Source organism: Haloferax chudinovii, from assembly GCF_042663345.1.
In the GTDB taxonomy this organism is placed as follows: Archaea; Halobacteriota; Halobacteria; order Halobacteriales; family Haloferacaceae; genus Haloferax; species Haloferax chudinovii.
Genome location: NZ_JBHTAB010000004.1, coordinates 199,683 through 220,207 on the forward strand (window position 1 = coordinate 199,683; position 20,525 = coordinate 220,207).

The window sequence follows — 20,525 nt, forward strand, 5'->3', positions numbered from 1 at the left end:
CACCACGGCCCCGCATCTGTCCCACGCTTTCGTTCCGTCGTTTCACCCGTCCTCCGTAGACTCCATCTTCTCGTGAGCATCCGCCGCGACGTAGACACCGGGCGTGTCCGTCTCCTCGACGGTCAGCGTCACTTCCTCGTCTTCCTCGGCCGGGTGGTCTGTCACGACGGTCACCGCCTCGATGGGGTCGCGGCGGACGAACGCCCAGACGAGGTCGAGTATCGAGGGGTGACCGCCCTTCCGGACGACGAGCACGTGGCGCGAGTCCGCCAGTGCCCGGAGTTCGGGCGACAGGTCCTCTTCGTCGAGTTCGTCCGGCGGGATGGCGTGCAGCACGTCGCCTCGAATCGTCTCGGTCATGGTGGCACCACGAGGTCCGGAGGAAAGAAGCGTGCGCTCTCGGGCTGTCGGGCGGTCACCGTCGAGGCGCAGTCGGGGCTCTCGCTCGGAGCGAAGCGGTCGTCAAAAGGCGGAGGCGAATTCGCCTCCCGCCGAATCTCGCGTCACCAGTTGGCGAAGTGAGACGAGGGGGAGTGCGCTCCCACCGGGCTTGGGAGCGCGAAACGACGCGGCCACGTCGTTTCGGATGCCGCAACGGACCCCGAAACGTTGCGGCGGGTGCGGCGGATGTGGAGTCGCCGACGACTGGCGAGAAAAGCGCCTATTGCGTCGGCGACTTTCGCTAAGGAGCCGCGATGTATAAACCCACCGCAACACCCGTTCTCACACCCCGTGAGAACACGATTCTCGCCGTGTCGGTCGCCCGGTCGCCGACGGGGGTGGCGGCCGGCGAGCCCGTCGCCGGCCTCAGGCGGTCGCCTCGAACTCGCGTCGGAGCGCCGCTTCGAGGTTGTCGAGTTCGCGGTCGAGGTTACGCTCGAAGAACGCCTCGACGCCCGGCAGACGGCCGTCGACGATGAACTCGTTGACGAGTCGGCTCCCGCCGTCGTGTTCTTCGATAGTGTGTTCGCCCGTCACCCGCATCACCCGCGACTTGCCGACGAACTTGACGTGGGTCGGCTCGTCGACCTCGATGTCTTCCGTCTCGACGGTCACTGTCGAACGGACGAGCGGAATCGGGAGTTCGAGATACCACGTCGCGTGGCGGCCGTCGTCGGCCACGTCGAAGCGGTCGACGACGCTGATAGCCCCCGCTCGCTTGGCCGGGTCGGCGATAAACTCCCAAACGCGCTCGCCGGGAGCGTCGAACTCGAACGTTCGTTTCACGCGGACGGTCATGAGATACCATCACACCTCCACAGTAAAAAGCCGTGGAATCGCTTCAGCTTCGGGTCACGCGCCACGTCGTCGAGCGGGCGCGCCCCCACTTCTCGATTTCGACGTCCTCGGACTTCTCGGCCAGCCGCGGCAGGCGGGACCCGACCTGTTTCGCGGTGAGACCGATAGCCTCGGCGATGTTCTTCGCCCGGAAGTAGCCCTCACCGCGGCTAACGCTGTCGCGGAGATAGGCGAGAATGCGTTGTTCCTCGTCGGTGTACTTAGTCATCCTCGGGCCGTCTAGGGAATGGGCGTTATTAACGGTTACCCGTGTTCCTCAGCGTCGATAATTACTGGAACAGATGCGCGCCGGAGACGGCCAGCGAGGCCGCGATAATCGCCACCATGAACCCGAGCGCCTTCGTCAACTGGTCCGGTCCGGCGACCATCAGCCCTGCGCCGACGAGCGTGAGCGCGCCGAACAACGCCGCAAAGCCGATGGACTTGTCGGATTGCACCGTCTTGGTTGCCATGCTTCCGACCTTCGCGGGTGCGCACTTAGTTCATTCGACACCGCCTGCCGTGGGGCGGTATGGCGGGGCGCGAGCGTGCGGAACGGTCCCATGAGCCGGCGTCGCGCTCGGCCGTTCGACATATGTACCACCAGTCTCGTGTGTCCACAACGATGGGTCTGACATCCGCGCTGTTCGGCGGCAAACTCCGTGTCGCACTCGTCGCGCTGGTGCTCGTCGCGGCCGGCGTCGGCGGGGCGTACGCGACCGGCGTCATCGGCGCGCCGAGCGTCGACCGGGTCGACAATCGGTTCGCCGGCGTCAACGAGACGGCGACTGTCATCGACACCGACCTGTACGTCTCGAATCCGAACCCGCTTTCGGCGAACCTCTCGGGGCTCGAAGTCGACTACGGCGTCGAGATGAACGGGATTCGGATGGCGACCGGGGAGAAGGAAGGCGTCGCTGTCGGGCGGGGGACCTCGGCGGTCCCGCTCCGGACCACGCTCGAAAACGAGCGCATCCCCGAGTGGTGGGTCTCGCACATCCAGAACGGCGAGCACACCGACCTCGCCGTGGACGCCAACGTCACCTCGGAGACGCTCGGGCGGACCTTCGAAGCGCCCGAGATATCCCGGAGCATCGACACCGACCTGCTGTCGGCGTTCAACTCCACCGAAACCCGCGAGATAAACGCGGGGTCGCCGGTCGTCTCCGACCCCGTGTTGTACGTCAACGAGACGAGCGCCGAGTGGGGCGAGTCCACGAGCGAACGCACGGCGCTCGAACTCACGTTCGTCGTCCACAACCCCAAGCCGTACCCGGTCGCGGTCTCGGAACTCGGCTACGACATCTCGATGAACGACGTGGCCGTCGGAGCGGGAACGACGAACTCCGGGTACGTCATCTCCCCGCGGTCGACCGAAACCATCGAGGCGACGACCCACATCGAAAACGACAGACTCGACGAGTGGTGGGTCACGCACCTCGAACGCGACCAGACGACCGACCTGCGCATCGATTTCTACGCGAACCTCGACGCCGGCGGCACGACGCTTCGCGTCCCGCTCGACCCACTGACCTACGAGAAGACGTTCGAGACGGACATCTTCGGAAACAAGGCGTCGGACGCAGAGAACGGAACGGCGACCGAGACGACGACCGAGGCGACCGAGGCGGCGGCGACCGAGTCGGCGGCGACCCAGACGAGCACGGAAACCGCGACGACGACCGAAACCGCGGCGACGACCGAAGCCGCGACTGCAACCGAGACTTCGACAGACGCCCCAACGACCGCAACGGCGACGTCGTCAGACGGCGGGACCACGACGACCGACGGCGGCCTGCTGTAGCGGTCGCGGCGAACTGGGCGGTCATGACGGAGGTACCTCCCCTCGTTCGCCTCGTCCTGCCCTGCCCCGTTCCGTCGAAGAATCCTCGGTGATTCCTGACCCAGCCGACAACTCTTTATCGTCGGCCGAGATATTCGATGATATGACACGGAGTACCCACGCTCCTGATCGAGTTCTTCTCCCGTAATGAGAACCCTGTGTCCGTCGAGAGCGACGACGAAACCATCGTCGTCTCCTTTGGCGACCAGTCCTGTGAACTGTCCCGAGACGCCGCCGCCGACCTACAGGAGGCCATCGGTTCGGCGCTGACCGAGAAACGGGAGTTCTTCCGCACGGCCGGCGAGTACCGCCGAGACGGCAGTTACGTCGTCTCCCGCCGCGGCGCGGACTCCACCGGCAACGCGAAGGTGTTCACCAGTTTCGACGAACTGCGCCGCCTGTACGACCGCCTGCCCGAGCGCTTTACCGCCGAGGACATCGGGCGCACCGGCATCACCGGGTCGCGCCGCCACATGATACTCCGGCACGTCGGCGAGCATCCCGCGTTCGACTGCCGTATCGCCAGTCGGAACCCGCTGACGGGCGAAAAAGAGTCGTCCGAGACCGAGAACAACGAGGCGATGGAAGTCGTCGCCGACTGAGCGAGACGGCCGCGGCCGCTTTTCGGTACCTCACTCTATGGTGACGTGGTCCGACTCCTCGTTGAGCGCGAGGTTCGACGCGATTTCGGCGTTCCGCATCGCGTACTGCGCGGTCTGTTGGAGGCTCACGAGCACCTCGCGAATCTGGAGGAGCTTCTGGTTTTCCATCTCCGGGAGGTCGTTGAGGATGTCGCGCTCGCGGTCGCTTATCTCGCGGAACAGCTCTCGGCACTCGATAGTGAGGTCGTAGTCGCGCTCGACGACCGCCCGCACCGCGGTCGTCGTAATCTCGTCGACGTGGTCCGTGAACTCGCGGATGCGCCGCATCGTCGACTGGTCGACGTCGATGGTGTGGCCCTCGGCGTCCATGACGATGTTGGCGATGTCCTCTGCGTTGTCGGCGGTCAGTTCGAGGTTCTTCGCCACCGAGCGGTAGCCGATGAGCGGGAAGCCGGAGTCGAGGCCGACCGCCCGCGCGAGGTTGGGGTTCTGGTAGGACGTGAAGATGAGCCGAAGCAGGAGGACGAAAATCTTGTTCGCCTGCCGCTCGCGGTTGAGCGCTCGCTGGGCGAGGTCGGGGTTGCCGTGGGCGAGCGCCTTGACGGCCTCGCCGCGCATCGTACTGCCCGTGTTTTCGAGGCGTTCGAGCAGGTTGTCGAGGGTGAAGTCCTCCGCGTCGACCGAACAGCGAATCGCGATTCGCTCGGGCGTCTCCTCGATGACGCCGAGGCCCATGAGCTGGGTTTCGGCCTTGTAGACGGCGTTGATGTGGTCCGAGTCGAGCGCGCCCTCGCTTTTCTCGATGTGGATGACGCGCCGCCCGAGGACGTACTGCGCCACGATGGCGCGTTCGAGCGCCTCCGCGTTCAGACTGTCGGCGCGAATCGTCGCCTTCGAATCTTCGGTGTTGACCGATTCGGGAAGAACGGTCAGCGTTCCTTTCCCGCTCGTCCGAATGGTCACCTCGTCGCCCTTCTCGACGTTGTGTTCCTTGGCCCACTCCGCTGGAAGCGTCATCGCCAGCGTGGAGGGACCGAGACGCTGGACTTTCCGGGTCTCCATGCCAGTCAGAACCCATCCAATGACCTTAAATCTCACTATATTACACCCGCTATGAATAATGGGTGGTGGTGTTCATTGGAGATGATACTAAATATTAAATCACTACGGGTCCGGTGAGCCACCGGACGCATCCGCGGGCTCTCCGGGAAGACGCGACCCGGTCACTCGATTTTCATCATCCGGCGCTCGACGCGGCCCACGCGGACTTTCGTCCATCCGCGGAGTTCGGCGTCGAGGTCGGGGTCGTCGGTGTCGACCCGGAGGACCGGAATCGCGTCGAGTTTCGACCGGGAAGCGACGACCGACACGTCACAGCGGCGAATCACGGCCGGGGAGAGTTGGGGGTTGCCGCGGCCGAAGACGAATCCCTGTCCGCCGATGGGGGTGACGACGATGACGTTCTCCTCGCCGAGGTTATCGAGGATTTCGGCCTCCGTCGCGTCGCGGGCGAGCACCTCGCCGTCGCGGTAGACGTCGACGCCGAGCGGCGACCCGTCGATGCCCAGCTCGGCTTTCACCGTGCCGACGGTGCTTCCGGGGCCGAGGACGTAGGTGACGCCCGTCGTCGCGCGGATGTCGTCGGCGACGCCCGCGGCGAGCGCTTCGACGGTGCCGCCGCCGGTCTGTTTCGACGACTGGAGGTCCTCGGCGACGGGGACGTGCGCGACCGCCCGAAGCTCCGGTCTGACCTCGCCGGCGCGGTAGTCGTCCTCGTCGATGTCCATGACCTCGCGGGCCTCGGTCCGCTCGAACGACGTGACGACGTGGGCGGCGTCCTCGGGTGAGACGGCGAACACCGACGAGTAGACCTTCACGCCCGCGGGAACGCCGAGCATCGGCACGTCGGTTCCGTCGAGCGCCTCGGCCACGTCCGCCGCGGTGCCGTCGCCGCCGACGAACAACACGAGGTCCGCGTCGGCATCGACGAACGCTTCGACGGCGGCGATAGTGTCGGCCGCGCTCGTCTCGTCGCCGGACGGCTCGCCGAGCACGTCGGGCTCGAAGCCCGCGCCTCGGGCGACCGCCGCGCCCATCTCACCGCCCCACGCGAGCAGTTCCGCCTCGGGGGCGGCCTCGAAGAGTCGGTCGAGCGCCCGTCGCGCCCGCTCTGGCGACCGCGGCTCCGCGCCGCGCGCTCTGGCCTCCGCGACTTTCCCGTCGGTTCCCTTCAGGCCGACCCGGCCGCCCATCCCCGCGACGGGGTTGACGACGACACCGATTCGCATGACTGAACGAACCCGCGCCCCGGGGAAAAGCGACGCGGTAGCTGGCGAGAGAGTAGCCGGCAAGAGGCGACCGGGTCGCGCCCCCACGGATTCGCGGACGGACACGCCGCGACAACTGTCGCCAGAACCTCACCGTTTAAGAACCGGACGTGGGAACTGTCACCTATGATTCCGCTATCAGCCAGCGAGCAGGTGTTGCCGACCTCGGAGACGGCCGCGACCGTGCTTCTCGTGGGTATCCTCATGACCGCCGGGTGGCTCTGGTACCTCCAGCGCTGACCGTCGGCCCGACCGCCCCTATTCTTCGTACAGGTCGACCCGCGCTTCGAGCCACGCGGCCGCCGACTCGACGGTCTCCTCGTCGGCTCCGGCGAGCTTGATTCTGACGTGGTCGCCGGGGTAGCTCCCGACAGTCACGCCGAACGTCGATTGGACGGCCTCGAACCGCTCGATGAGCGAACTCTCCGGCTCCGAGGTGTGGACGAATCGGACGTGGGTCCGCTCGCCGTCGAACTCGTCGGCGACCCGGGCGAACATGGCTTTCATCTCGCCGGGGACGCCGGGGAGCACGTACACCGACCCGACGACCGCGCCGGGCGCGACGCCCTCGTCGTTCGGGAGCATCCGCGACCCCGCGGGGAGGTCGGTCGTCCCCTCTACGAGGTCGGCCGCGGAGTAGCCGCCGTTCGTCTCCAGCCACTCCTCGGCGTCGGCGTTGCGCTCCAGCGAGCGCCCGAACGCGGCCGCGACGCTCTCCATCGTCACGTCGTCGTGGGTCGGCCCCAGCCCGCCGGTGACGACGACGGCGTCGTACTCGGCGTGGTACTCGTTGACCACGCGGGCGATGTCGGCGACGCGGTCGGGGACCGTCGTCACGCGCTCGACGGAGACGCCCCGCGCCGTCAGTTCCTCGCAGAGCCACGCGGCGTTCGTGTTGACGGTGTCGCCGGCGAGGAGTTCGTCCCCGACGGTGACCACGGCGACTTTCATACCCCGAGCTAGCGGGTTGCGAGGCAAAAAAGCGTTCACACCGGCGAACCGGGTCGCCCGGCCGACGCCGAGAGCGGGAGCGGGGTCCGGGTTGGGTTCCAGTGGGGTCGCTCAGCGGTCGTCGTCTTCCACGTCCAAGCCGAGTTCCTGTCGGCGGTCGCGGAGCGCCTGAATCTGCCGGCGGTAGTAGAGTATCCCCGCGCCGCCGACGAGCACCGAGACGGCCGCGACGGCCGCGAAGATGCCGAGGTCGCGCTGGAGGTAGAACTGCACGACGACGTTCCCATCGGTCACCTCGTCCCACCGGATGTGGAGTCGGTCGTCGACGACCTCGGTGTCGTAGCCCGACGGTCGGACCGACCCGAATATCGGGAAGTCGACGCGGCGGTCCGCGGGCAGGACGACCTCGTAGCTCCCCTCGACGAAGACGGGAAGCGAGAACCGCTTGGGCGTCGAGGGCGAACTGAACGCGAGTTTGCCGTCGTTCTCGGCGTCCGCGGGGAGCGTGACGTTCGTGATGCGGTCGTTCTGCGTCACGTCGCCGCCGCGGGCTTTCAGTTCGGTCCCGTTGACGACGGTGCCGTTTTCGTAGCGGTAGCGGACCGCCTCGACCGAAAGCGGCGTCCGACTGCCGAAGCCGTCGAACCGGTAGAGTTCGACCGAGGAGCTGTTCACCTCGTAGACCGCGCGGAACCGGCCGTTGTCCTGTACCGTGATGTGCGCGTCGGTCTCGGCGGTCCACGCGTAGTCGCCGTCGGGCGCGGCGTCGAGACGGTCGTTCGAGACGCTGGCGGTGCCGCCGAGACAGCCGGCGGTCACGAGGAGGAGGGCGAGCGCGGCGATACCGACGAGGAGTCGCCTGTTCATCCTCTTACTGACCGATGACGCACTTCAGCTCCGACGGGAGGTACGAGCCGATGCTCGCGAGGAGGCCCGGCGGGTCAGTCTCGTCCCGGCAGACGATGCTCTGTTCGAGGAGGCCGAGTCGCTCGACGGTCACGATGTCCTTCGCGTGGCCGGCGCGGTTGACCGTCGCGCGGACCTCGCCGCGGGTCGCGCTGTTGACGTTGACGCGACCGCTCCCGCGGGTCCAGTCGTAGAGGCGGTCTATCTGCTCGTCGGCCAGCCGCGAGGGCTCCTCGTCGCCGCCGTAGACGAACGTCAGCGGCATGTGCTGGACGAGGCCGAAGCGGTCGCGAACCTGGGTCGCGGAGCCGCGGCCGAGGCCGAGTTCCTCGGTCGGGATGCGCACCTCGATGCCCGCGTCGAGCACGAAGCCGTCGTCATCCCAGTGTTCGAGGGTGCCGACGTAGGTCTCGCCCGCCGACAGGTGCGGCGTGACCTCGCCCCACTCCTCGCGGAGGACGTTCCGCGCGACCGTCTCGTCGTCGCCGGAGACCGTCACGGAGATGAAGCCGTCGTCGCGGACGCCGATGTCGTACTCGACGTCGAGGTCGCCGATGTCGTTTGCGACGAGCGAGGTGAGGCTGTCGAGCGCCCGCTCGCGGGCGTCGCCGTCGATGTAGCACTTCGTTGCGAGAACGACCATTCAGTTCGTCCCCGTCACTTCGACGTTGAGCTCGTCGCGGAGCTCTTCGATGCGTCGCTCCATCGCGTCGACGAGGTCGTCGTTGTCCATCGGTTCGAGCGGCGCGCCCGTCTCGGGGCACTGGAAGCCGTGTTCCATCGCCTCGGAGAACTCGAAGCGGATACCGGCGGGCTCCGAGAGGTAGAACTCGTGGTTGCGCTCGTAGTCGAGACGCTCTTCGAGCGCGTCGAGGAGGCGGTACATCTCCTCTTCGAGGTTCTCGGGGATGTTCTCGTAGTGAAACGTCCAGAGGTAGGTGAGCCAGCCGGAGTCCTCGTCGCGAACGCGGCGGTACGACGCGAGGTCGTTCTCGTAGAGGATAAACAGCGCGCGTCGCACGTCGTTGAGTTCGAGCCGCAGTTCCTCGGCGAGTTCCTCGTCGGTGACCTCGCCGTCCGGGGGTGCCGCCGCGACCGGCATCCCGGTTGGCCCGACCAACTCGTGGAGGTACTTCTGGATAACAGGGTCGTTCAGTAACTCCTCAAAAGCCATTGTGCGAAATGGCGTCAGGAACGCCATTAAGTCTTATTACTCCCGGACAGTGGAGAACCGCCAGCGGGCGCGCCGACGCCTCCGATTACTCCTCGTCGGCCGGCACGACCTTCTTGCCCGTCGCCATCGGGACGACCCGGTTTTCGGCGTCCTCCCACTCGCGGTCGAGTTCGCGCCCGTCGAACAGGCGGTCGAGGAACACCGCGAGGCCGGCGACCTCCGAGTGCGGCTGGTTCGTGACGCCGACGTTCCAGTCGGCTCCCTCGTACACCTCGAAGGGGACCTTCTCCCCGCCGACGACGACGAGAAGCGGTTCCTCGGCGTGCGCCTCGCGGATGTCGGCTTCCACGTCCTGAACGCGCTCGCCGTACATCGTGAGGTGGACGACCGTGCCCGCCCAGTTGCGGATGACGCCGTTGAGCGCCTCGGTGAGTTCGACCTCGAAGGGGCCGCCGAACCGGCCCGTGATGTCCTCGACCGTCTCCACCGAGTGGCCGGCGTTGTCCGGGAAGATGACCCGGTCCGCGCCGAGCGCGCGGGCCGTCAGGCCGACGTGCGTCGTCATCCGGTCGTCGCGCCCCGGTCGGTGTCCGTACCGGAGGACGGCGACCTCGGGTTCGTTGTGCATGTCTCTCCGAAGACGGCGGGGGGAAGTGGTGCTTTCGGAACGCGGGCGGCGATAACCGGGGCCGGGGTGACGGCCGTCACCGAGGCCCGACCGAGCGGCGCGGAGGGGAAACGGACTTATCACTCGGCCGAATCATCTGAGCCATGTCGCTGGAACTCTCCGACAAGCGCGTCCTCGTGACCGGGGGCGCGGGTCTCGTCGGGTCTCACCTCGCCGCGCGCCTCTCCGAGGACAACCACGTCGTCGTCGCCGACGACCTCTCGAAGGGGGACCGAGAGCGGGTCCCCGACGGGGTCGAGTTCGTACAGGCCGACATGACCGACCCCGACGACGTCGCCGAGGCCGTCACCGAGGACCTCGACATCGTCTTCCACTTCGCGGCCTACACGGACACGAACTACGGCAACCCCCGTCAGCTGTTCGAGGAGAACACCGAGATGACCTACAACGTCCTCGAACGGATGCAAGAGGTCGGCGTGTCGAACATCGCCTTTACGTCCTCGTCGACCATCTACGGCGAGGCCCCGCGGCCGACCCCCGAGGACTACGCCCCCCTCGAACCCATCAGCATCTACGGCTCCTCCAAGCTCGCCGACGAGGGCCTGCTTTCGACGTTCGCCCACTCCTACGACTTCACGGTCTACATGTACCGCTTCGCCAACATCGTCGGCCCGAACCAGCGCGGCAACGTCATCCCGGACTTCATCGAGAAACTCCTCGAAGACCCCGAGACGCTCGAAATCCTCGGCGACGGCCGCCAAGAGAAGTCCTATCTCCACGTCGAGGACTGCATCGACGCGATGTGCCACGTCGTCGAACACGCCGAGCGCGACTACAACGTCTACAACCTCGGCACGCGGACGACCACCTCCGTGACGACCATCGCCGACATCGTCGCCGACGTGCTCGACCTCGACCCCGAGTTCGAGTACACCGGCGGCGACCGCGGCTGGACCGGCGACGTGCCGAAGATGCGCCTCTCCATCGAGAAGCTCTCGGCGCTCGGCTGGGAGCCCGACGGGTCGAGCGACGAGGCCGTCCGCCGCGCCGCCGAGGAACTCGCCGAGGAGCTTCGCGCCGAATACGAGTAACCACGGCCAACAACCACGGCCGACAACTACGGCCAACAACTACGGCCAACAACCACGGCCGTGACCCGCGGTCGACGCCCGGGGCGACCCCGACAGGCCGCCCCGGAGCGAGCCACCTTTCTACCGCGACTCCCTACCCCGGAGCGTGCAGGTCGTCGGCTACGATACCGGTACCCCCGCGCTGTTCGTGAGCGCGAGCGACGGCATCGACTCGGTCGCGCTCGCCCCCGGCACCGAACTCGACTACCGCCTCGGCGACCGCCACTGCGCGGGCACAGTCCACGACGACCGCCACGTCTCCTGCGACAACGACCGCGCGCCCTACTGCGCTGACCACCGTCACACGTGGGTCTGCGCGAAGTGTACCGGGACGTGTCTGAAAGACGAGATGGACTGCTACGAGGACCACGCGGTCTACCTCGCCGCGTTCGCTCCCGACACGTTCAAGGTCGGCGTCACCCGCGAGTGGCGGCTCGACACCCGCCTGCGCGAGCAGGGCGCGGACCGCGCGGCCCACGTCCGAACGGTCTCGGACGGCCGCGTCGCCCGCGAGTACGAGGCCGAACTGGCGACCGAGATTCCCGACCGCATCCGCGTCCCGACCAAAATCGAGGGGTTCGGCCGGTCGGTCGACGCCGCGGCGTGGGACGCCCTCCTCGCCCGGTTCGACCCCATCGAGACGTTCGCGTTCGATTACGGCCTCGACCTCGACGGCTCGCCGGTCGCAGAAACCGTCGCCACGGGAACCGTCCGCGGCGTGAAGGGGCGCGTGCTCGTCCTCGACCACCGCGGGACGACCTACGCGGTGGACCTGCGCGACCTCGTCGGCCACGAACTCGACGACGGCGGGACCGACCGCGACCTCCAGTCGAGCCTCGGCGCGTTCGGGTGAGAGTCACGAATTTCAGAGACCGTCAGCACTTTCCGGGAGGACGGCCAATTCGCTCTCATGGCTGACGACGAACCCGCAGACGAGACGCAGACGCCCGACGAGGGCGACGACGGCGAAGAAGAGAAGTCGTTCCGCGAGCGGGTCGAAGAGATTCGACAGCGCCGCGAGGAAGAGCGCGAAGAGGGCGAGCGCCCCAACCCCGAAGAGATGATGGGCGGCGGCGGCCCCGGCGGCATGGGTGGCGGCGGCGGCAACCCCTTCGCGCAGATGATGAGCGGCATGATGGGCGGCGGCGGCCCCGGCGGCATGGGCGGCGGCGGTATGGGTGGCGGCCCCGGAGGTATGGGCGGCGGCCCGCGCGACCCCGAGGAGGGAAGCGGGAGCGACGAACAGCTCGTCCGCGAGGTCCGACAGCTCCGCGACGAGGTCCGCGACGTGAACCGCGAACTGCGCCGCATCGCCGACGCGCTCGAAGACCGCGACTGACGCGGTTTCGCAGTCGGTCTCGTTCTTTTATTCCGACGCCAATCGGTCGTAGAGCGCCGCGAGTCGGTCGACAGAGCGGTCGACGCTCACCTCGTCTCGGCGGTCGAGACAGCGCGCGCTGAGTGCCTCGCGCTCCGCGAGCGCCCGCCGAATCCCGCGTCGGAACCCGTCCAAATTACCGGACTCGTAGTGGTAGCCGGTCACGCCGTCGAGGACGGTGTCTTCCAGCGCGCCCTCGTTGACGCCGACGACGGGCGTCCCGCAGGCGTTGGCCTCCAAGGCGACGAGTCCCTGCGTCTCGACCGGGCTCGGAAAGCAGAACACGTCGAGCGCGGAGTAGAACGCCGGCAGTTCCTCGCGGTCGAGGAAGCCGAGGAAGCGAGCGTCCACGCCGAGGTCGTCGGCGAGGGCGGACAGCTCGTCGCGGGCGGGACCGTCGCCGCCGAAGACGAGCGTCGCGTCGAGGTCGGCCGCGGCGCGGACGAGTTCGTCGAGGCGCTTCTCGTAGCCGTGTCGCCCCGTGTAGCCGATGAGCGGCCCGTCGCCGAGGTCGTAGCGCCGGCGGAAGTCGTCGCCCTCGACGGGCTCGAACCGCTCGACGTCGATGCCGTTCGAGAGGACGACGATTTCGGCCGCGACGCCGACCTCGTCGGCGAGGCGGCGCTCGGCGTCCTCGCTCGGGACGATGACCGCGTCGGCGCGGTCGAAGAACCACCGCTCGTACCGCTCGGCGGTGCGCTCGACGCCGCGCTCGATAGCGCCGACGGAGCTGAGGTACTCGGCGTACTCGCCGGTCGGGGTGTGGTAGGTCGCCACGAGCGGGAGGTCGCGCCGGCGGGCGAGTCGGAGGCCGGCCAGTCCGAGGCCGAACGGGGTGTGGGCGTGGACGACGTCGACGTCGTCGACGGCCGCCGGAATCCGCGGCGCGCCGATTCGAATCCCCTCGTAGAACGGGAACGGAAGGCTTCGAACGCCGTACTCGCCCGGTTCGGGGTCGTAGTCGTCGTCCGCCGGGAACACCACGTCCATGCGGCCGCCGCGGCGGCGCCACCGCTCGCGCCACGTCTGAATCGTGTAGGCGACGCCGTTGACGGTCGGCAAGTACGTGTCGGTGAACGCGGCGACCGACTGCATGGCCGTTCGTGCGACCCCGACGGGATAAACCGTTGTGACTTCCCGCAGGGGTGTCGTGTGTTACCGTGCCCATTCCCAGATAGCCGGTTATCTCGCCCGTCAGTCGGCGAGTCGCCCGGCCAGCGCGTCCTCGTACGTCTCGACGAGCCTGTCGCCGACGCGGTCGAGGCTGTGTTCGGCGGCCGTCTCGCGGGCGTTCTCGCCGAGTCGCCGCCGGAGATCGGGGTCGCGGGCGAGCAGGTCGAGCGCCCGGCGGAACTCCGCGTCGGTCGAACACTTCAGGCAGTCGTGGCCGTGGGTGTAGAACTCCTCGAACACCGGGATATCGCGGAGGACGACCGCCTTCCCGCAGGCCATCGCTTCGAGGACCGCGATGCCCTGATTCTCGTTTTTCGTCGCGAACAGGTAGACGTCGCCCGCGCCGAACGCGCCGCGGATGTCGTCTATCCAGCCGGTGAACGTGACGTTCTCCGGGGCGTTTTCGACCCAGTACCGCACCGTCTTCGAGGCGTGCGGACCGGTGTCGTAGGGGCCGAACCACGCGAAGTCGTAGTCGGTCTCTTGGGCGAGCGTACAGAACGTCGTCAGGCCCTTGCGCTCGAAGACGTTGCCGACGGTGAAGACGGTCATCCCATCGAGGTCGTACTCCGCTCGGTACTCGTCGCGGAGGTCCTCGAAGCCGTCGAGCGCGTCGGTGTCGACGCCGTTCGAGACGGCGCGAATCGGCGCGTCGACCGGGTAGGATTCGAGGGTTCGTTTCGTGTACTCGGAGGGACAGAGCACCACGTCGGCCTGCGAGTAGAACCACTTGAGGTACTTCCCGAGGGCGGGGGCGACCGCGGTCGACCCGCGGAAGCTCTCGGCGAAGTCCTCGCGGGTGACGTGCGAGTGGAGCACGAGCGGGATGTCGTTGCGTTTGGCGTGTCTGGCCACGGCGACCGAGCCGGGGCCGATGAGGTTGCAGTGGGCCACGTCGTAGTCGCGGACGACCCCGTCGCCCCGCAGGAGGCTCGCGGCACCCGCGGCGACCGACTCGGGCCACGGGGATGTGACGACCTCCACGTCGGTCGTGGCGAGCGCCGCCCGCTGTTGGTCGGTGGCGGTTCCGATGCCGCTACGGTCGAGTTGCGAGGCGAACTCGAGGTAGTTCAGGACGCGCACAGTCGCCGTTTTTCGGGCCGGGGTATCACAGTACCGGCTTCGGTCCCCGGTGTCGGTCCCGCGTCGCGGTTCGGAACGTCTTTGTCCGGGCCGCTCGCCCGAACGTGTATGAACATCGCGGCGGAGCGCATCGACCGACTCCACGGCCTCGCCCGCGAGGCGGCGAGCGACCGCGACCACGAGCGCGCCCGCGAGTACGTCCGTCTCGCCCGTCGCGTCGCGGAGCGGAACCGTTGTGGCCTCCCGAAGGCGTTTCGCCGGTTCACCTGCGACGACTGCGACGCCTACCTCCTCCCGGGCGTCAACGCCCGCGTCCGGACCCGCGCCGGCGGCCACGTCGTCGTCAGATGCGACTGCGGGGCGACGAAACGCTACCCGTACTGACCGCCCTGCGGCGATTCCGGCAAAATCAGCTTGTTCCTGCGTGTGCACGACAACCAAACAGCCGTCAAAGCCTTACTATTGAAGCCCTCCGGCACATAGTGGAGGCCACGAATGAACACGCAGGAGCTACGAAAAGAGGCCCACGACCTCGACGTGACCGTCTGGGTGGGTAAGAGCGGAATCGAAGCGGTGGTCGGCGAACTCAACGACCAGCTGGCAGACCGGAACCTCGTGAAAGCGAAGTTCCTCCGGGCGGCGCTCGGGGGCACGACGGTCGACGAGGCGGCCGCGGACCTCGCAGACCGGGTGAACGCCGAGTTGATAGAGACAAGGGGGAAGACCGCGGTCTACCACCGATGAACGCGCTCGCACTCCCGCTCCAACTGCAGGGTGACGGCGGTACTATCGGCCGACTCCTCACCCAGCAGAACGTTCCGTACGCCGAGACGCTCGGGACGCTCCTGGGTCTCGTTCTCGGCTTCGCCGTCATCTACATCGTCGGCAAGGCGGTCGTGTCGTCCGCGCTCAACCGCGTCCTCGACCGACGCGGCGCGGACGAACACGCGAAAAAGCCCCTGATGAAGATCGCGACCCTCGTCGTGGCGTTCGTCGCCCTCGCCGCGGGATTCGCGTTCGCCGGCCTCGGCAACATCCTGCAGTCGCTCGCCACCATCGGGGCGGCCGCGACGCTCGCAATCGGTTTCGCGATGCAGGACGTCATCGCCAACTTCGTCGCCGGCATCTTCATCTTCACCGACAAGCCGTTCCGCATCAACGACTGGATTGAATGGGACGGCAACTCCGGCGTCGTGGAGGACATCTCCTTCCGCGTCACGCGGGTTCGCACGTTCGACAACGAACTGCTCACGGTGCCGAACTCGCAACTCACCGACGGCGTCATCAAGAACCCCGTCGCGAAGGACAAACTCCGCCTGCAGGTGCCGTTCGGCATCGGCTACGACGACGACATTCAGCAGGCGACCGACATCATCCTCGACGAGGCCGAAGCGCACGACGGCATCATGACGACGCCGGAACCCTCGGTCAGACTGACCGAACTCGGCGACTCGTCGGTCACGCTCAAGTCGCGCATCTGGATTTCCCAGCCCAGCCGCGCCGACTTCGTCAAGACCCGCGGGGAGTACGTCACCGCCGTCAAAGAGCGGTTCGACGAGGAGGGCATCGACATTCCCTACCCGAACCGCACCCTCAGCGGCGAGCTCTCGGTCGGCGGGATGGACCGCCTCGTGCAGTCCAACGACTGAGAGAAACACAGCGCCGACCGCGGGACCGACCTGCGGCGGTCGCCCGCACGGCCGACCCGATTTTTCTGACTCCGGACGTGTCGCTTAGCTGAAAGTAGGCGCTAAGCCCCCTTCCTCAGCGAGCGCCGACTGAAGGAAGGGCGCGAGCAGGGAGGGGATACAGCGCCGCACGGTTCTCATACACTCTACGGTTGCAGGCCCACAGACCCACGTAGTCGCAATGTTTTTGCAGTAGGGTAGCATAATATTGACCGAACCCAATGGAATACGACCTCGACTCGGGAGCGCACTCAACGTATTCACTGCACTACCACCTGATACTCACCACTAAGTATCGGCGCGGAGTGCTAACCGAGGAGCGAACCCAATTCATTCACGAGGTCATCAACGGGTTCACGGACAACTACGGTGTCGAACTGACAAACCTCGACGGCGAGGACGACCACGTACACATCCTGTTCCGAGCGAAACCAACCACAGACCTCGTGAAGTTCATCAACACGGTCAAGGGCGCGACCGCCCGCCGTATCCGCAACGAGTACGCGGACGAACTGAAGACCGAACTGTGGGGAGACTCGTTCTGGAACGACTCGTACTGCCTCATCTCGACGGGGCAGGTGTCACTGGATGTGCTGAAACAGTACGTCGAGAACCAACGCGAGTAGAATGTACTACGCCTACAAGTACCGTCTCAAGCCGTCCGACGCCCACCGTGAGGAGTTGGACCGCCACCGAGATATTTGTAGGCAACTCTACAACCACACGCTCTACCGCCTCAACGAGTACCAAGACGAACACGGTGAACTGCCGTCCATGACCACACTACGGTCGGAACTGCCCGACCTCAAGAAGTGGTGGGACGGCCTCTCGGACGTGTACTCGAAGGTTCTCCAAACCGTCGTGGAACGCCTGTTCGACAACCTCAAAGGACTCTCGGCGCTCAAGAAGAACGGCTACGGCGTCGGTCAACTCAAGTGGAAGCCGCCACGAGAGTTCTGTAGTTTCACGTACAGTCAGTCTGGCTTCAAGCTCGACAAGAAGGGCGGTCAGACTGTCCTGTCACTCTCGAAACTCGCAGACATACCGATTCGGCTCCACCGCACCATCCCCGACGACGCGACACTCAAGCAGGTCACGGTCAAGAAGGAACCGACGGGCGAGTGGTTCGCCACGTTCGGCGTCCAAATGGACTGTGAGCCACCCGAACCGCCTGAGAATCCCGAGCGGTGCGTCGGTATCGACGTAGGGATTCTCAAGTATGCCCACGACACCGACGGCACTGCGGTCGGGTCGCTCGACCTCTCCGACGAACGCGACCGCTTGGAACGCGAGCAACGGAAGCTCTCGCGGAAGCAACACGGGTCAAACAACTACGAGAAGCAACGACGGCAGGTCGCAGAGTGTCATGCTGACCTCCGACGCAAGCGCCGTGACTTCTTGCACAAACTCTCGAACTACTACGCTCGGGAGTACGACTTCGTGGCGGTCGAAGACCTGAACGTGAAGAGGATGATGGAGTCTCCGTCGAACAGTCGAAACACGGCGTCGGCAGCATGGCGGACGTTCCTCTCGTTGCTCGAATACAAGTGTGAACGGGAGGGAACGCACTTCGTCGCAGTCAACCCGAAAGGGACGACCAAAGAGTGTGCGTCGTGCGGTGTCTCGACGGAGAAGCCGTTGTGGGTCCGTGAACATTCCTGTCCCGTCTGCGGGTTTGAGGCGGACAGGGACGCGAACGCAGCGTGGAACATTCTTTCTCGTGGCCTCGAAGACGTAGGAATGGGATACTCCGAATCAACGCCTGTGGAGACTGCGCTCCCTGTGGATACACCTGTATCTGCAAAGCGCGTCGTGGAAGCAGGAAGCCCTACCCTCAAGGAGCGAACGGCGTCAGCCGGGAGCGAGTAGGGTAGGGTAGTTCACAGTTCGATGCGCTCGACGAGCCTGTCTTCAGACTTCGTGTTGACCGCGACGATGCGGACGTGTTCTTCGAGGCCGGAGCCGTCGAGTTTCGCCTTCAGGAGGTTGTCGACCTGATAGACGCCGGCGGCGTTGACCATCTCGATTTCGACGAGGACGGGCGACTCCTCGCCGGGCTTCAGGACGACGTTGTTGATGGCGCGGCTGGAGAGCGTGTTGATGCCGCGACCGCCCTTCTCGTAGGGGATGCGCGACCGGCCGCGCTCCATGTCGAGCGCGTCGGCGACGCGGATGACGCCGGCTTCGAGCGTGAGCGGGTCCTCCTCGCGGTGGTGACAGAGGATGGCGTGGAGGACTTCCGCCTTGATACGGACCGCGTCGGCGAGGTCGTAGAACTCGGGGAGGAAGCGGTCGAGCACGTCCGATGCGAGCGGAATGGAGTAGTAGGCGTGGTTGTCGCGGTGGACAATGTGGCCGATGTCGTGAAGCTGGGCCGCGAGAGCGATGATGACCGCCTCGTCGGCCTCGTCGAGCCCCTGTTCGGCCGCGCCGTTGAACTCACAGCCGCCGGCCTTGAGCAGGTCGTACAGCCGGAGCGCGCGGTTCAGAACGATTTCGATGTGCTTCGGGCCGTGGTCGTTGTAGCCCTTGCGCGTCACCGCATTCACGTTCTGCGCTTCGAGGAGCGTCGTCACCTCCTCGTCGTCGAGGAGCACAGGGAGCACCTCGTTGAGCTTCTCGTCGGGGAAGGCGTGGTCCGCCTCGGGGTCGTAGACGCGGCCGCCGTTCAGCGTGTCTTCGGTATCGCTCATGACCCGCAAGGTGGTCGCACGGAGAGAAAAGAACTTGGGCTCCGAATCAGGTACGCTACCGTGTCGCGCGGCGGGTCGGCTCTACGCGGCCTCGCTCGGCTCTTCGAGTTTCCCGGCGGCGGCCTCGACCGCCTCGTAGTCGGGCTCGACGCCGGGGTCGTCGCTGACCCACGCGTAGGTGACCTCGCCGTCTCCGTCCACGACGAACACTGCGCGCTTCGCCACGCGGTTGACGCCGAGGCTCGCGAAGTCCATCGCCACGTCGTAGGCGTCGACGAGTTCGCGGTTCGTGTCGCTGATGAGGCCGAAGTTGAGGCCGTTCTGCTCGGCGAACTCCGTCAGCGTAAACGGCGTGTCGATGCTGATACCGTACACCGTCGCGCCGACGTCCTCGAAGTTGGCCATCTGGTCGCGGAAGGTGCACATCTCGGTGGTGCACGTGCCGGTGAAGGCCGCGGGGAAGAACGCGAGGACGAGTGGCGCGTCGTCGAGGTTCTCCGAGAGCGTGAACGACTCGATGTCGCCGTCGATATCGGTAAGCGGTGCGGTGAAGTCCGGGGCGGCGTCGCCAACTGAGACCATACGGGTGGCATTCGACTCCGTCCACATTATATCACCGTCGGCGGAAATTCAGGGGGACCGCCGGTGACGGCCCGACACGGTCGCCAACATCGGCACGAGCGAGGGCGTCCGACGACCGGCCACAAGCTTTTCGTAGGAGTGACGCGCCCAGACGCGTCGATTCGGCCGATCCGGGAGTTCCGAGGCGACGACATTCCGTCTTTCCAGAACCCGTAGAAGGCAAAAAGCCTATAATTGCCACTAGGTAACGCAGAGATAGCGATGTTCGAGACCATCACCCCACTGTTCCCGGGACTCCCGGGCGGGCCCGAGCTACTCGTCGTCCTGCTCATCGTCGTCTTGCTGTTCGGCGCGAACAAGATTCCGAAGCTCGCACGGTCCTCCGGGCAGGCCATCGGCGAGTTCCAGCGCGGCCGCGAAGAGATCGAAGACGAACTGCAGGACGTGACGGGCGACGAAGACGAAGACGACGAGACCGACGAGAGTTCGACTGACTCGGTTTCGACCGAGTCCGCTTCGACCGAATCGTCGAAGTGAACGCGGCTCACTTTCTCTCTCTTCTGCCCGTCCAGTGTGAACCACGCGATTTTTGACCGGTCCTGAGAGATAGCGCCGTGGGGCGTGTGGCCTAGTGGACAGGGCGAGAGGTTCCTAACCTCTCGATCGCGGGTTCGAATCCCGTCACGCCCGTTTTCCTGCGAACGAAGTGAGCAGTGAAAACGGCACGAGGGATTCGAATCAGGGAGCGAACGGAGTGAGCGACTGGGGTTCGAATCCCACCGCGCCCGCCTCTCTCACTTCGTTCGGTCGGCCGACGCGGCGTACATCGCAAACGCTCCGCGTTTGCTCAATCCCGTCACGCCCGCTACTCTCACTTCGTTCGTCCAGCGGCCGTTCCTGAGTCCCACTCGCTCCGCTCGCGGGACTCCCGTCACGCCCGCCCCGTCCGAACTCCCCCCGCCGCGTCGCTTTGTTTTAACCAGTTCGTCAACCACCCTGCCGACCCACCCCCGGCGGGGCGAGGCGCTGGCCTCAGACGATGGTCCGTCACCTGGATGGGTGACTCACGCGACGATTAAGCCCTGATTT

26 protein-coding genes and 1 tRNA gene are annotated in these 20,525 nt (G+C 66.2%); 12 read left to right on the forward strand and 15 right to left on the reverse strand.

What is annotated here, in order from left to right:
• Positions 1-42: 42 nt before the first annotated feature.
• The 4 genes from ACFQI8_RS10200 to ACFQI8_RS10215 form a co-directional block, all read right to left on the reverse strand.
• The gene (locus ACFQI8_RS10200) at positions 43-360 is read right to left on the reverse strand and encodes a DUF7526 family protein (RefSeq protein WP_390244425.1); all 318 of its coding nucleotides are present in this window, start codon (positions 358-360) and stop codon (positions 43-45) included.
• Between the two features lie 447 nt (positions 361-807).
• Positions 808-1,239, reverse strand: a complete 432-nt coding sequence (locus ACFQI8_RS10205; RefSeq protein ID WP_390244427.1) for an SRPBCC family protein — start codon at positions 1,237-1,239, stop codon at positions 808-810.
• A gap of 43 nt (positions 1,240-1,282) precedes the next feature.
• The gene (locus tag ACFQI8_RS10210; RefSeq protein ID WP_390244429.1) at positions 1,283-1,507 is read right to left on the reverse strand and encodes a DUF7123 family protein; all 225 of its coding nucleotides are present in this window, start codon (positions 1,505-1,507) and stop codon (positions 1,283-1,285) included.
• Positions 1,508-1,568: 61 nt separating this feature from the next.
• Positions 1,569-1,751 (reverse strand): DUF7525 family protein, encoded by a 183-nt coding sequence (locus ACFQI8_RS10215; RefSeq protein ID WP_390244431.1) that lies wholly within the window; start codon positions 1,749-1,751, stop codon positions 1,569-1,571.
• A 152-nt stretch (positions 1,752-1,903) separates the two neighbouring features.
• Here ACFQI8_RS10215 and ACFQI8_RS10220 point away from each other — a divergent pair, with 152 nt between their 5' ends.
• Both ACFQI8_RS10220 and ACFQI8_RS10225 read left to right on the forward strand, forming a co-directional pair.
• Positions 1,904-3,082 (forward strand): LEA/WHy family protein, encoded by a 1,179-nt coding sequence (locus ACFQI8_RS10220; protein WP_390244433.1) that lies wholly within the window; start codon positions 1,904-1,906, stop codon positions 3,080-3,082.
• Between the two features lie 197 nt (positions 3,083-3,279).
• Positions 3,280-3,723, forward strand: a complete 444-nt coding sequence (locus tag ACFQI8_RS10225; protein WP_390244435.1) for a DUF7528 family protein — start codon at positions 3,280-3,282, stop codon at positions 3,721-3,723.
• A gap of 30 nt (positions 3,724-3,753) precedes the next feature.
• On the opposite strand, the gene ACFQI8_RS10230 is transcribed toward ACFQI8_RS10225, so the two are convergent.
• From ACFQI8_RS10230 to ACFQI8_RS10260, 7 genes are all read right to left on the reverse strand, one after another.
• The gene (locus ACFQI8_RS10230) at positions 3,754-4,785 is read right to left on the reverse strand and encodes a PhoU domain-containing protein (protein ID WP_390244437.1); all 1,032 of its coding nucleotides are present in this window, start codon (positions 4,783-4,785) and stop codon (positions 3,754-3,756) included.
• Positions 4,786-4,946: 161 nt separating this feature from the next.
• Entirely contained in the window at positions 4,947-6,011 is a 1,065-nt protein-coding gene (locus ACFQI8_RS10235) for an ATP-NAD kinase family protein (RefSeq protein ID WP_390244439.1), read from the reverse strand.
• A gap of 297 nt (positions 6,012-6,308) precedes the next feature.
• Positions 6,309-7,001 (reverse strand): competence/damage-inducible protein A, encoded by a 693-nt coding sequence (locus ACFQI8_RS10240; protein WP_390244441.1) that lies wholly within the window; start codon positions 6,999-7,001, stop codon positions 6,309-6,311.
• Between the two features lie 111 nt (positions 7,002-7,112).
• Positions 7,113-7,868, reverse strand: a complete 756-nt coding sequence (locus ACFQI8_RS10245; protein WP_390244443.1) for a DUF5803 family protein — start codon at positions 7,866-7,868, stop codon at positions 7,113-7,115.
• A gap of 4 nt (positions 7,869-7,872) precedes the next feature.
• Positions 7,873-8,550: a DUF2110 family protein gene (locus ACFQI8_RS10250; RefSeq protein ID WP_390244445.1), complete on the reverse strand. Its 678-nt coding sequence runs from the start codon at positions 8,548-8,550 to the stop codon at positions 7,873-7,875.
• Positions 8,551-9,081: a transcription factor gene (locus tag ACFQI8_RS10255; RefSeq protein ID WP_390244447.1), complete on the reverse strand. Its 531-nt coding sequence runs from the start codon at positions 9,079-9,081 to the stop codon at positions 8,551-8,553.
• An 85-nt stretch (positions 9,082-9,166) separates the two neighbouring features.
• Complete coding sequence (locus ACFQI8_RS10260; RefSeq protein ID WP_390244449.1) at positions 9,167-9,709, reverse strand: tRNA (cytidine(56)-2'-O)-methyltransferase; 543 nt, start codon at positions 9,707-9,709, stop codon at positions 9,167-9,169.
• Positions 9,710-9,852: 143 nt separating this feature from the next.
• On the opposite strand from ACFQI8_RS10260, the gene ACFQI8_RS10265 reads away from it, so the two are divergent.
• From ACFQI8_RS10265 to ACFQI8_RS10275, 3 genes are all read left to right on the forward strand, one after another.
• Entirely contained in the window at positions 9,853-10,800 is a 948-nt protein-coding gene (locus ACFQI8_RS10265) for an NAD-dependent epimerase/dehydratase family protein (protein WP_390244451.1), read from the forward strand.
• Positions 10,801-10,945: 145 nt separating this feature from the next.
• The gene (locus ACFQI8_RS10270; RefSeq protein WP_390244453.1) at positions 10,946-11,692 is read left to right on the forward strand and encodes a DUF2797 domain-containing protein; all 747 of its coding nucleotides are present in this window, start codon (positions 10,946-10,948) and stop codon (positions 11,690-11,692) included.
• 57 nt (positions 11,693-11,749) lie between these two features.
• Positions 11,750-12,178 (forward strand): hypothetical protein, encoded by a 429-nt coding sequence (locus tag ACFQI8_RS10275; RefSeq protein WP_390244455.1) that lies wholly within the window; start codon positions 11,750-11,752, stop codon positions 12,176-12,178.
• A gap of 27 nt (positions 12,179-12,205) precedes the next feature.
• On the opposite strand, the gene ACFQI8_RS10280 is transcribed toward ACFQI8_RS10275, so the two are convergent.
• Together ACFQI8_RS10280 and ACFQI8_RS10285 are read right to left on the reverse strand one after the other, a co-directional pair.
• Positions 12,206-13,312 carry a glycosyltransferase gene (locus ACFQI8_RS10280; RefSeq protein ID WP_390244457.1) on the reverse strand — a complete coding sequence of 369 codons (1,107 nt, stop codon included), beginning with the start codon at positions 13,310-13,312 and terminating at the stop codon, positions 12,206-12,208.
• 99 nt (positions 13,313-13,411) lie between these two features.
• Entirely contained in the window at positions 13,412-14,473 is a 1,062-nt protein-coding gene (locus ACFQI8_RS10285) for a glycosyltransferase family 4 protein (protein WP_390244459.1), read from the reverse strand.
• Between the two features lie 108 nt (positions 14,474-14,581).
• Between ACFQI8_RS10285 and ACFQI8_RS10290 the strand changes: the two genes are divergently transcribed.
• From ACFQI8_RS10290 to ACFQI8_RS10310, 5 genes are all read left to right on the forward strand, one after another.
• Positions 14,582-14,857, forward strand: a complete 276-nt coding sequence (locus ACFQI8_RS10290; RefSeq protein ID WP_390244461.1) for a ribonuclease P protein component 4 — start codon at positions 14,582-14,584, stop codon at positions 14,855-14,857.
• Between the two features lie 111 nt (positions 14,858-14,968).
• On the forward strand, positions 14,969-15,217 hold the full coding sequence (locus ACFQI8_RS10295) for a YhbY family RNA-binding protein (RefSeq protein WP_390244463.1): 249 nt from the start codon (positions 14,969-14,971) through the stop codon (positions 15,215-15,217).
• Positions 15,214-16,122, forward strand: a complete 909-nt coding sequence (locus tag ACFQI8_RS10300) for a mechanosensitive ion channel family protein (protein ID WP_390244465.1) — start codon at positions 15,214-15,216, stop codon at positions 16,120-16,122. Before ACFQI8_RS10295 ends, ACFQI8_RS10300 begins: the two co-directional genes overlap by 4 nt.
• Before the next feature lie 260 nt (positions 16,123-16,382).
• Positions 16,383-16,787 carry an IS200/IS605 family transposase gene (gene tnpA, locus ACFQI8_RS10305; RefSeq protein ID WP_008096025.1) on the forward strand — a complete coding sequence of 135 codons (405 nt, stop codon included), beginning with the start codon at positions 16,383-16,385 and terminating at the stop codon, positions 16,785-16,787.
• 1 nt (position 16,788) lies between these two features.
• Complete coding sequence (locus ACFQI8_RS10310) at positions 16,789-18,030, forward strand: RNA-guided endonuclease InsQ/TnpB family protein (RefSeq protein WP_390244467.1); 1,242 nt, start codon at positions 16,789-16,791, stop codon at positions 18,028-18,030.
• An 11-nt stretch (positions 18,031-18,041) separates the two neighbouring features.
• Here the strand turns inward: ACFQI8_RS10310 and ACFQI8_RS10315 are convergent, their stop codons facing one another.
• Both ACFQI8_RS10315 and ACFQI8_RS10320 read right to left on the reverse strand, forming a co-directional pair.
• Entirely contained in the window at positions 18,042-18,854 is an 813-nt protein-coding gene (locus ACFQI8_RS10315; protein WP_390244469.1) for an HD domain-containing protein, read from the reverse strand.
• A gap of 81 nt (positions 18,855-18,935) precedes the next feature.
• Positions 18,936-19,436: a redoxin domain-containing protein gene (locus tag ACFQI8_RS10320; RefSeq protein WP_148413354.1), complete on the reverse strand. Its 501-nt coding sequence runs from the start codon at positions 19,434-19,436 to the stop codon at positions 18,936-18,938.
• A 261-nt stretch (positions 19,437-19,697) separates the two neighbouring features.
• Here ACFQI8_RS10320 and tatA point away from each other — a divergent pair, with 261 nt between their 5' ends.
• Together tatA and ACFQI8_RS10330 are read left to right on the forward strand one after the other, a co-directional pair.
• The gene (tatA, locus tag ACFQI8_RS10325) at positions 19,698-19,973 is read left to right on the forward strand and encodes a twin-arginine translocase TatA/TatE family subunit (RefSeq protein WP_390244471.1); all 276 of its coding nucleotides are present in this window, start codon (positions 19,698-19,700) and stop codon (positions 19,971-19,973) included.
• Positions 19,974-20,053: 80 nt separating this feature from the next.
• Positions 20,054-20,126 (forward strand) — tRNA-Arg (locus ACFQI8_RS10330).
• Positions 20,127-20,525 lie beyond the last annotated feature (399 nt).